Genomic DNA, 11977 nt, shown 5'->3' with positions numbered 1-11977 from the left:
TAAAAATTTAAAATAATCAATGCAGAAGTTCATTCTCCTATTTTCGATCTTGATATCGTTGTGTTTTTCTGCTCAGCAAAATTATGAGTGGTTCAAAATCAACAAATACAGAACCGCAGTTTTAAGTGATTCCATCAATGAGAATTCTAGTTTAGATTTTTTTAATAAACGACTTTTCACCATTAATGATAGCGGGAATTCTTCTGAAATATTTGAAATAAATAAAGAAACTGGAAAGATTGAAAATGTTTTAAAAACCAATCTCATCAATAGAGATTGGGAAGCCATTACGTCAGATTCAACCAATTTATATGTAGGTGATTTCGGTAATAATGTTGGATCAAGAAAGGATTTAGTAATTTATAAAATTCCTATGCGAGATTCAATAGATTTAGCAGGAATTGAACAGTTTCCTTTTTATTACCCGGAACAAAAAGATTTTACTCCAAAAAACCTAAATAATAATTTCGATGCCGAAGCCATGATTTTTCTAAACGGAAAAATTCATATTTTCACTAAAGAATGGGCTTCAAAATTGACCACTCATTATATTATTGATCCAGCGATTTCAGAAAATCAAGCCGCACAAAAAATAGAAAATTTCCCAACAGGCTACGTTGTAACGGATGCGGCCTATTTTAATCAGAAATTATATTTAGTAGGATATACCAAAAAAGCAGAAGTTTTTCTGACCATTTTCAATGAAACCAAACCTGGAATTTTCTTTGAAGACAAACCAAAAAAGTATTACCTCGGAAGTTCTTTAACAATCGGACAAATAGAAGGAATTGCAGTAGATGAACAAGGAATTTATATTTCCGGCGAAGAATTTAATTTGCCAATTATTAAAGTAAAACCATATTTGTATTTTATTCCTTTTGAAAAACTGAAATAAATTAATTTGAAAGGCCGATAAATTCTAAGATATTCTTTATTTATAATTATCTTTGTAACTATTCATAAATTTTAATCCTTTATCACTCATTCGTGGCGAACATCGTAGAAGAAATTAAGAAACCGATTAATGCAGAGATGAAACTTTTTGAACAGAAGTTTTATGAATCCATGCAGAGCAATGTGGCACTTTTGGACAAGGTTACAAGATTCATCGTAACTACAAAAGGAAAACAAATGCGTCCGATGTTTGTATTTCTTTGCGCAAAACTGGTTGGTGATGTGAACGAAAAAACCTTTCGCGGCGCTTCTATGATCGAATTGATTCACACTGCAACTTTGGTTCATGATGATGTAGTTGATGAAAGTTTCAAACGCCGTAATTTCTTTTCCATCAATGCGTTATGGAAAAATAAAATTGCAGTTTTAGTTGGAGATTATCTATTATCAAAAGCCGTTTTATTGTCCACCGATCATAAAGATTTCGATCTGCTTGCGGTGATTTCTAGAACGATTCGGGAAATGGCAGAAGGTGAATTGCTTCAATTGGAGAAAGCCCGAAAATTAGATATTACCGAAGAAGTTTATTACGAAATTATCCGTCAGAAAACGGCGACCTTAATTGCGGCTTGCTGTGAAATCGGCGTACTTTCTACCAGCAATGATGAAACATTATCTAAGAAAATGATGGAGTTCGGTACGCTGACCGGAATGGCGTTTCAAATCAAAGATGATTTGTTCGATTATTTAACCACAACCATTATTGGCAAACCGGTTGGAATTGACATTAAAGAACAGAAAATGACTTTGCCTTTAATTCACGCTTTAAAAACTGCGAACGAAAAGGACCGTAAATATTATTTCACTACGATTAAGCGTTACAACAACGATCAGAAAAGAGTTAAAGAACTTATAGAGTTTGTGAAAAAATCTGGCGGTTTAGATTATGCGGTCGATAAGATGAACGATTACCAACAAAAAGCCAAAACTATTCTCAGCGAATTTCCAGATTCTGAAGCCAAGCAATCATTACAATTAATGCTTGATTACGTAATTGAAAGAAAGTTTTAATTTCCCCTCAAAACATTTTCTTTTTTAAACCACAAAGTCACAAAGGTTTGAAACATTAATTGAAATTTAACCATTAAGTTTTCAATTAAGAATTTTAGGTCATTAGATTTTCTACGAAAATTGCCGTACACAATACTATTGTGAACTTGAGTTTAACTAAAAAACTAATGTGACTTATGTGTTAAATACAATTAGTACCAAAAAAAATTTGTGTCTTTGTGGTTACACAAATTACTTAATTTTTAAATCAACTCCATTTAATCGCAAAGAATTTAGAATTACCGAAACAGAACTAAAACTCATCGCTGCCGCCGCAATCATCGGACTCATCAGAATACCGAAAATAGGGTAGAGCAAACCTGCAGCAACAGGGATTCCCAAAGTATTATAGAGGAAGGCGAAGAAGAGATTTTCTTTAATATTCTTTAATAATTTTTCGCTCAAAATTTTCGCTTTTGCAACGCCCAAAATATCTCCTTTCAACAACGTGATTTCTGCGCTTTCGATGGCGACATCAGTTCCGGTTCCCATGGCAATTCCCACATTGGATTGTGCTAAGGCGGGAGCATCATTAATTCCATCACCAGTCATAGCAACTATTTTTCCTTCGGCTTGAAGTCTTTTAATTTCAGCCAGTTTATCCTGTGGCAAACAATTCGCAAAGTATTTTGTAATTCCTAATTCTTGAGCAACCGCTTTTGCGGTATGTTCGTTGTCGCCCGTCATCATAATCACTTCTACGTTATTCTCCTTTAAATATTGAATTGCTTTTTTGGAACTCTCCTTAATATTATCTGAAAAACTTAGAATTCCTAAAACCTGATTTCCTTTGGCTAAGAAAGAAATCGTCTTTGCTTGATCTTGATTTTCGGTTATTTTTTGTTTTAAAGAATCTGGAATTTCAATTTTAAATTGTTTTAAAAGAGAATCATTCCCAAGTAAAACTGCTTCACCATTAATCATTCCTTTTACTCCTTTTCCGGAAATATTTTCAAAGTTTTCTACTTTTTCAAAATCCTGATTTTCCTTTTTAAATTCGGTTAGAACTGCATTAGAAAGTGGATGTTCAGAACTCTGATTTAAAGAAGCGGCCAATTGTAACACCACAGACTTTAAAATATTTTCAGAAGGAACTACTTCATCCAAAGTTGGTTTTCCTTCCGTCAAAGTGCCTGTCTTATCGGTAATTAAAACGTTTACTTTATGCATTTTTTCAAGTGCTTCCGCATTCTTAATGAGGATTCCATTTTTGGCTCCTTTTGCAATTCCGACCGTTAAAGACATCGGTGTCGCCAATCCTAAAGCACACGGACAAGCCACAATTAAAACTGCAACGGCATTCACCAAAGCATAAATCAACGCGTTTTCGCCACCGAAAATTCTCCATAGAACAAAAGTCAAAACTGAAATTCCTATAACAGTTGGCACAAAAATTTTCGATATTTTATCTGCTAATTTCTGAATTGGTGCTTTGCTTCTGGTTGCATCGTTCACCATTTTAATAATTTGAGAAAGCAGGGTTTCATCACCTACTTTTTCGGCTTTCATTAAAAAGGTTCCGTTCCCATTAATCGTTCCGGAAGTCACCATCATTCCAATGCTTTTCTCCATCGGAATGGGTTCACCTGTAATCATGCTTTCATCAACCGTAGAATTTCCTTCCGTAATTTCACCGTCAACTGGGATTTTTTCGCCCGGTTTTACTCTTAACAGATTACCGATTTTAACTTCAGAAAGCGGAACTTTCTTTTCAACATTATTAATGATCAGATTGGCTTCATCGGGTGAAAGATTCATCAATTCCTCAATCGCTTTTCCCGTTTTTTGATGGGCTCTGGCTTCAAGCATTTGCCCCATAATCACCAAGGTGAGAATCACACAAACCGACTCAAAATAAAGTGGTGTGTTGCCTCCGTGTGAAATCTCATGCGGTAAAATATGTGGAAAGAAAAGCGCGACTAAACTAAAAATAAAGGCCGCTGCAGAACCTAAAGCAATAAGCGAGAACATATTGAGATTCCAGGTTTTAAAGGAGACAAATCCTCTTTTCAATAAAAACCAACCTGCATAAAAGATAACAGGAATCGATAATATTAATTCTAAAAATCCTTGAGTTTTATTAGAGAAGGGAAAATCAAACCACATTCCGCCCATCGATAAAATGAAAACAGGAACGGTGAAAACTAAAGCAATAAGAAATTTAGTTCTTAATAATTTATAGGTATCGTCTCCGTTAGATTTTTCTCCTTTCTCTGGAATTTTAACCAAGTCCATTCCACAAACGGGACAACCAACATTGGAATCATAAACTTTGTCGCCTTCACAAAACATCGGGCAGTAATATTTACCAGCATTACTTTCCCGGTCGATAACCGGTGCTGTTTTTTCTTCCTTGTGATGATGGTGAGTTGAAGCATTAACCAATTCCTGTGTAATTTCTTCGAGATGCATGTGACAAACCGGACAACCAACATCAGATGGATAGGTTTTATCGCTTTCGCAAAACATGGGACAAAAATAGTCTCCAATTTTGTCTTCGAAACTTTCGGGTAAATTGGTCTTTGAAAAAGTTTGTGGTTTGTTGCGATAATCTGCTCTCTCTTCGATCGGAACTAAAAACATATTACAAACTGGACAACGTTTCCCCTGAGTGAAATAAACTTTTTCACCTTCACATTCCATTGGACAGTAGTAAACGGAACTCGGGGAGATTCTCTCCGAAGGAGGAATAATATTTTGGGACATTTTTTGTTGTTTTAATAGGATTTTATCCTATTTTTTGTTAAACCGTCACTTTGTGACTTTATTTTTCCTGATCTTCTAAACGGTCAGAAATAAATTCAATTTTTGTTTTCCCATGACGGGTTGGTTTACCTTCAAGATTCACGCCGACAAATATAATTTTATCAATGGTAATAATGGTTTGACGCGTCATCATATTTCGAACTTCACATCTTAAAGTAATAGATGTATTTCCGAAATCTGTGGCTTCAATTCCGATCTCAATGATATCACCTTGTTTTGCAGAACTGACAAAATTGATTTCCGAAATATATTTGGTTACACAACGAGGTGTTTCTAATTGGACAATGGCATAAAGCGCCGCTTCTTCGTCGATCCATTGCAGTAATCTTCCACCAAATAAGGTATGATTGGGATTAAGATCTTCCGGTTTGATCCATTTTCTGGTATGATAATTCATTTCTTTTACTTTTATTTAATGAGTCTTAATGTGACATTTATAATTTTTAACGCAAAGGTGCAAAGTTTTATACAGGATTCTTTTAATTACGATAGCAAAGGCTCTTCGCTAAGCAAAAAGCAAATAACTTATTTAAAATTAAATTACCGTGTGAAAACTAGTTTTGTTTCAGTAGATAGTTTTTCGTCGATGCGATAGTTTTCCAAATTAAAACCTTTTACTTCATCTAAAGTTTTCACTTCATTCTGAGCGCAATATCGGGCGACTAATCCACGAGCATGCTTGGTATAAACCACGATCGTTTTTAGTTTACCTTCTTTGTAATCGTAGAAATAGAAATCAATAATTGGCGCTTTTACTTTCTTTCTATCGATGACTTTAAAATATTCTTTACTCGCCAAATTCAAAACAATATCTTTTGATTTCAGTTCACTGTTGAGTTGTTCTGTAACTTTATCTGTCCAGAATTCATACAGGTTTTTATGTCCTTCGAATTTAAACTTTCGTCCCATTTCTAAACGGTAAAGCATTACACGATCTGACGGTTTCAGCAATCCATACAACCCAGAAAGCATTCGGAAATTTTTCTGGAGATATTTAATCGCGTTTTCATCCAATGATTTTACATCAAGACCACGATATACTTCACCACTAAAAGCCATCAATGCTGGCGTTGATTCTTTTGAAGTCGGTTTTGCAGTCCATTTTTGATTTCTCTCCCAATTCTCATCGGCGAGTTTTGTAGAAATCTCCATGAGTTCTGATAAATATTTTGGTGATTTCTTTTTTAAAGTGTTTTGAATTAAATCGGCTTCTTCAATGAAATGCGGTTGAGTTGGTTTTAAAAATTCACTTGAATTTTCGATATTCATGAGTTTGGCCGGAGAGGATATGATTTTCATTTCTATATTTCTTGAAACTTTTTAATTAAACTGGATAAGGTGGGAATTCTGGCGTCCCAACCTGACTAAGTGTATTCTATTATTTTATTTGAATAGTGGAAGAACTTTGTGATTTGAGTCGAACTATTTTTAATTGGTGGCTGAGCCTTTAGAAGTCAGCAAATTAAAACGCGGGAACGATTCGACAAACTCAGGCAGATTTTGATGCCCAAATATTAAATCTCGCCTTTTCCCTGACGTAGAATTTCTGGTTCGCCACTGGTCAAATCCACGATTGTCGATGCAACATTGTCACCATAGCCAGCATCAATCACGATATCTACAAGATGATCATATTTCTCCGCTATCAATTCGGGATCGGTAGAGTATTCTATGACTTCATCGTCGTCTTTAATTGAAGTAGAAGCGATCGGATGCCCCAGTTTCTGTACAATCATTTGTGGAATGATATGATCAGGAACGCGAATTCCGACAGTTTTATTTCCTTTGTAAGCAAGAGGTAAATTTTTATTAGCCTCTAAAATAAAAGTAAAGGGACCAGGAATATTATTCTTCAAAAAACGGAAAGTACTGGTTTCGATCGGTCGGGAAAATTCTGATAGATGGCTTAAATCGTTACAGATAATCGAGAAATGGGCTTTATCTAGCTTTATTTTTTTTATAAGTGCGAGTTTTTCCATCGCTCGGATATCAAAAATATTGCAGCCTAATGCATAGACTGTGTCAGAAGGATAAATAATAAGTCCACCATTTTTCAAGGTTCGAACCACCTCGTCGAGGAGGTTTTCCTGAGGATTGTCGGGATAGATTTTTAGAATTTTTGCCATATACAAATTTACTAAAAATAGATGAATAAAGATTTTTAGATAAAATTTTGGTAGATTACATAATATTTGTATATTTGCACCACAATAACGCGGGGTAGAGCAGTAGGTAGCTCGTCGGGCTCATAACCCGGAGGTCGCACGTTCGAGTCGTGTCTCCGCTACTTAGTAACGAGAATCATTTTAATGGTTCTCTTTTTTTGTGCGCAAATTTCTTGTGTAGGTAAGGGTTTTAGGGATTTTCTAGAATAAGCAGACTTTTTAGATTTATCTCCAGTTTGATCATTAAAAGGTATACAATGAGGTACACCCTAAATTGAATTAGGTACACCCTTTTTGAAAAAAGGTTTTTCTTTTCACAAATAAAATCTAATATTCACCAAGAAGGTACACCCTTTTTTAAACAAGGTACACCCTTTTAAAACCCACTAACACTATGAAAACTGAAATTATCAAAATCCTTTTTTTAATAGACAAGGTACGCATAAATAAGGCTGGAAATTCCCCCTTAAGATGCAGATTAACTTTTAATGGAGACAGAAAGATCTTTTCCACAGGTTTATTTATTGATCCTGAGAAATGGAATGCTTCAAAACAGAAAGCTTTTCCACCAAATGTAGAGCACAATCAAATTAATACACAAGTGAGCCTGATTAAACAACAAATTAATCAGGCTTTTTTAATGCTTCAAGTTAGAGGGGAGACCTTTGATGTGGAAGATATTTATTTGAAGTACAAAGGAGCTGATATTAAGACAGAAAAAACACTACTTGAAGTTTATACACTACACAATGAAAGGATGAAGAAACTAATTGGTATTGAATATTCAAAAGCTACCCATCAGAAATTTGAGGAATCTAAGAATCATGTAAAATCCTTTATCAGACATAATAGTCAAAAATCAAATATACTTCTAGAGAAATTGAATATGAAGTTTCTCAATGACTTTGATTATTTCCTTAAAGTTGAAAAGAACCTAAAGCAAGTCACTATTAATAAACATATTGAAAGGTTACGGAAGATTATTAAATTAGCATTAGCAGAAGGATTTCTAGAAAGAGATCCTTTTTTGTTATTTAAGCAAAAGCAGGTGATTCTTCAAGTTGTATATCTTGATACTAAAGAATTAAAGGTATTGGAAGAGCATCAGTTTAAGCAAGTAAGATTACAGAAGGTTGCAGATATGTTTATATTCTGTTGTTATACAGGATTACCTTATCAGGAAATGGCAACCTTGAAAAAAGAAAATCTAATAGATGGTTTTGACGGAAGAAAATGGATTAACATCTACAGACAGAAAACCAAAAAACACTTGACAGTTCCTTTACTGAGTAAAGCTGAACAGATCCTTTCAAAATATGAGTGTGAGAAAACCCTGCTGCCTGTAATAAGTAATCAGCAGTTTAATTCATTTCTTAAGGAAATAACTGCCATACTGGATATTAACAAAAGAATTACCCATCACACTGCTAGAAAGACCTTTGCTTCTACTGTTTTACTATACAATGATATCCCTATGGAGACAGTGTCAGAGCTTCTGGGGCACTCTAATATTAAAGTTACGCAAGCACATTATGCTAAGGTGGTTCAAAATAAAATAAGTGAACAGATGAAAATTTTGGAAACTAAGATAAAGCAGAGGTAATCATATATGGCAATATTATTTAAATGGTCTTGTAGTAATTTACAAGACTATTTAAATTATTTTTATGAATGTAAATGACCACTTTAATGAGTTTCCTATCGATTTTTTTAATCTTGAGGTTACAGACTTTATTCAAACTTTAGGATTTCAAAATGTTGAACTTGCTAATTTATATTTAGAACGAGAAACAAGTTTAAAAACTAAAACTATTTTAACTCTTAGTGAGGATGGTTATGTGGGAGATTCTTTACAAGAACATCTAAACCTAGATATAGCGAATACTTCTGTAGTGAACTGTGCTGTTGGGCAGGGCAAAACTTCATCTTTACTTCGTATTATAACGAGATATTCAGAAAATAATAGTAATGTTCATTTTGTGTTTGCTGTACCTTTTGTGAGTCTTATTTCGCAGTATCAGAAAGATCTAATAGATTTAGGAATTACAGAAAGTCAAATTTTCAACTACGATAAGTTAGGTAAAGGTTCTGCTGAGGGAGGACTTGATTATTTAGATTTAAACAGGAAATTTCATTTGGTTACTATTAATACCTTACTTGGAAATCCAGGTGAAAATTCCCCTTTGCAATCTGAGGCAAAATATCAATATATCAAAAATTATTCTCAACTTCTAGAAACTAATGATAAAAGTGTAGTTTTTATCTATGATGAAATACACGACGGAATTAAAAATTTTAGTCATATTGGAGAAGCTCATCTTTGGTATTTTTCAAGATCTTTAAAAAAGAATATCGTATTAAGCGCAACTTATAATGTTCAGTCAATAGAAGTTATTAAGATGCTTATTCAATTAACATCAAATAGACTTCAAATTTTGGAATCTGAAAGGCGAGTTTGTAGACCTCAAAGTCAATTGTATTTACATTTTGATAATAGATACAGTTCCAAAGACCTTTCTTCTATCCCACGTATCGTAATTGATCTTATCAATAATGGCAAGGAGCTAGATATTTTGTCTTATTCCAGAAAATTATGTGAGAAAATTTTAGAAAGTAACAATCCTCTTGGAAATGCATTAAGAACTCGATTTGGAGAAGTAAGAAAGTGTACGTCAAATCTTGGAAGTAATCAGGTGACAACTGATGAAGATATTAATGTAAATAGATATAATGGTGACTTTTGCAATGTTGGAACTAATTTTAAATCAGGAATAAGTATTGAAAAAGATAACCATGCATTTATAATAATTCTGCCACCCGATGCAGGAGGTCCTTATGCAGCTACAAATGGAATCTTTACAGATGGTGTAAATGCTGTAATACAAGCATTGGCAAGACAAAGACATTCTGGTCAAATACACCTTTTCTTAAGAAGTCCTCTGTGGATGAATGGTGATTCCTTTGTTGGAATGAATGAAGAGCAAGCAATGATATTAAATAGTGAGATTGAAAGAGTAGGAAGAGATCCTTCCACAATTAGAGTTAGAAATAACATAACTATCCCAAGGGTAAGGTACATTCCATTTTCTGAACATAAACATTTAGTTAAAGAGAAATGGACAGCCCAAATAATGCGACTACTAACTCCTTACAGCAATAATTCCAATCTAACTTTACCTAATTTAGAAAATTATATACTAACTGAGGCTGAAAAAATTCTGACATTAAAACAATTTTTAGGAAAAAATATTGCAAGTTTTGTTACTTACTGTGCATTTACAAATCAATTCTATAATGCTAGATTAGCTGGCTATAGCATACCATATAGTATTTCGGATGATGGTATTAATGATGATGAACTTGAAGAACTCTTTGATGATAAATTAAACTTACTTGCTGTCGAAGGAAGTTGGGGACATCTTAATATCAAAGAAAAATATACTATAATGCGAAACTTAGTAATGCAAAGTTTGTCCAATAATATTACGCAGTATCAACAATCAGTCATAAAATTTAAGATTATAAATTTTCTTGTGATGAAATACGGTGATGACATAAGTATTACAGTTCCATCAATGAAATATCTTAGCCTACTAAATACATCAGAAAATCAGTCGCAACTGTTCCAAAAACTTAGATTCTTCATTAATAAAGTAAATGATTCTAAGTATTTATCAGATAACCAAGAATTTTACTATTTCAAGAACTATGAAAGTATCAATCTCTTTGAAAATGATAAAGAAGAGTTGTGGGAAACAATAAGAGAACTCAAAAGACAAAACCCTGCGTTGAATTTGAACTTAATGAATTTTTTAAGAGCATCAACTCAAGAGAATATAGGCAAAAAATTTTATGATTATATTATTAATGCTGGTTATCAAACTATAAGTTACAGAATAACAACAACTGAAGGACGTAAAAATTATAAAAAAATAATTCATGCTTTCATTGGCAGAAATTTGTAATGCACTTTATATAGAGCATTACAAAATTTTACCGGCACTCTATACAGAGTGCTTTTTTTATGCCCAAATATTAACCCAAAATAATTTAATTATGAATTTAAGAAAATCAGAAAGAAAACAAGCCAAGATCAAATTGGCTTTGCAAGGAAGTGCAGGAAGTGGAAAAACTTATTCAAGTTTGGTCCTAGCAAAAGGATTATGTGATGGAGAACTCTCAAAAGTTGCCATCATTGACACAGAAAATGGTAGTGCAGATTTATATGCTCATTTAGGTAACTACAATGTACTTTCCTTACAACCCCCATTTTCACCACAAAAGTATGCAGAAGCAATACAAGTTTGTGAAGATGCAGGAATGGAGGTAATCATTATTGATAGTATTTCTCATTGTTGGGATTTCTTATTGGATTATCATAGTTCTTTGGCGGGAAACTCATTTACTAACTGGGCTAAAATAAAACCCTTGGAAAAACTATTTATTGAAAAGATACTACAAGCAAAAGCTCATGTAATAGCTACAATGAGAACAAAACAGGATTATGTACTGAATCAAAAGGATGGGAAGTTTGTTCCCGAGAAAGTTGGCTTAAAAGCTGTTCAAAGAGATGGAGTAGACTATGAATTTACCTTGGTCTTTGAAGTTGATATAAAGCACTATGCCATTGCGAGCAAAGATAGAACAGGACTTTTTGCTGGAAAACCAGACTTTATTATTTCTGAAAAAACGGGAAGAGAAATTGCAGAATGGTGTAAAGGTGTTAATGTACCCTCTTCTATGGCTGAAAGGAAACAATCATTGCCTAAAATCAGTTTGCAAAATACATTTAACACACAACCCTTTATTCCATTAAAGGATGTGAAAGCTACTGAAAAACAAGTATATGAAGCTATACAACAGTGTAAAAACATTGCGGAGCTTCTTGCACTTTATAAATCTTACCCAGACTACAAAGAATCATTGCGCGTAGATTACGAAGCAAAAAAGTCTATTATTATGAATTCATCTAACAATGGTAACCTTAACAGCAATGGCTCACATAAAATACAGTAATTAAAATTTTGTAAACTGTGATATTC

Annotated in this window: 9 protein-coding genes and 1 tRNA gene; 6 read left to right on the top strand and 4 right to left on the bottom strand. The window is 33.5% G+C overall.

Annotation, left to right across the window (positions count from 1 at the left end; genetic code table 11):
- The first annotated feature begins 19 nt into the window (after positions 1–19).
- Both PUH65_RS13065 and PUH65_RS13060 read left to right on the top strand, forming a co-directional pair.
- Complete coding sequence (locus tag PUH65_RS13065; protein WP_305520636.1) at positions 20–895, top strand: hypothetical protein; 876 nt, start codon at positions 20–22, stop codon at positions 893–895.
- Positions 896–987: 92 nt separating this feature from the next.
- Positions 988–1965, top strand: coding sequence for a polyprenyl synthetase family protein (locus tag PUH65_RS13060; RefSeq protein ID WP_305520637.1), 978 nt, complete (start codon positions 988–990; stop codon positions 1963–1965).
- Positions 1966–2196: 231 nt separating this feature from the next.
- On the opposite strand, the gene PUH65_RS13055 is transcribed toward PUH65_RS13060, so the two are convergent.
- The 4 genes from PUH65_RS13055 to PUH65_RS13040 all read right to left on the bottom strand — a co-directional run bounded on the left by PUH65_RS13055 (position 2197) and on the right by PUH65_RS13040 (position 6896).
- Positions 2197–4710: a copper-translocating P-type ATPase gene (locus tag PUH65_RS13055; protein ID WP_305520638.1), complete on the bottom strand. Its 2514-nt coding sequence runs from the start codon at positions 4708–4710 to the stop codon at positions 2197–2199.
- A 58-nt stretch (positions 4711–4768) separates the two neighbouring features.
- Positions 4769–5167: an acyl-CoA thioesterase gene (locus PUH65_RS13050; RefSeq protein WP_305520639.1), complete on the bottom strand. Its 399-nt coding sequence runs from the start codon at positions 5165–5167 to the stop codon at positions 4769–4771.
- 143 nt (positions 5168–5310) lie between these two features.
- Positions 5311–6069 carry a peroxide stress protein YaaA gene (yaaA, locus tag PUH65_RS13045; protein ID WP_305520640.1) on the bottom strand — a complete coding sequence of 253 codons (759 nt, stop codon included), beginning with the start codon at positions 6067–6069 and terminating at the stop codon, positions 5311–5313.
- Positions 6070–6284: 215 nt separating this feature from the next.
- Entirely contained in the window at positions 6285–6896 is a 612-nt protein-coding gene (locus PUH65_RS13040) for an L-threonylcarbamoyladenylate synthase (RefSeq protein ID WP_305520641.1), read from the bottom strand.
- Between the two features lie 88 nt (positions 6897–6984).
- On the opposite strand from PUH65_RS13040, the gene PUH65_RS13035 reads away from it, so the two are divergent.
- The 4 genes from PUH65_RS13035 (at position 6985) to PUH65_RS13020 (ending at position 11951) form a co-directional block, all read left to right on the top strand.
- Positions 6985–7057, top strand: a tRNA-Met gene (locus PUH65_RS13035).
- A 272-nt stretch (positions 7058–7329) separates the two neighbouring features.
- On the top strand, positions 7330–8538 hold the full coding sequence (locus PUH65_RS13030) for a site-specific integrase (RefSeq protein ID WP_305520642.1): 1209 nt from the start codon (positions 7330–7332) through the stop codon (positions 8536–8538).
- A 64-nt stretch (positions 8539–8602) separates the two neighbouring features.
- Positions 8603–10900 (top strand): DEAD/DEAH box helicase family protein, encoded by a 2298-nt coding sequence (locus tag PUH65_RS13025; protein WP_305520643.1) that lies wholly within the window; start codon positions 8603–8605, stop codon positions 10898–10900.
- 91 nt (positions 10901–10991) lie between these two features.
- A complete protein-coding gene (locus PUH65_RS13020; RefSeq protein ID WP_370692045.1) occupies positions 10992–11951 on the top strand; it encodes an AAA family ATPase in 960 nt (319 codons plus the stop codon).
- Positions 11952–11977: the final 26 nt, after the last annotated feature.

Source organism: Kaistella sp. SH40-3 (assembly GCF_030686865.1).
Lineage (GTDB): Bacteria > Bacteroidota > Bacteroidia > Flavobacteriales > Weeksellaceae > Kaistella.
This window is presented reverse-complemented; position numbering and strand designations above follow the sequence as displayed.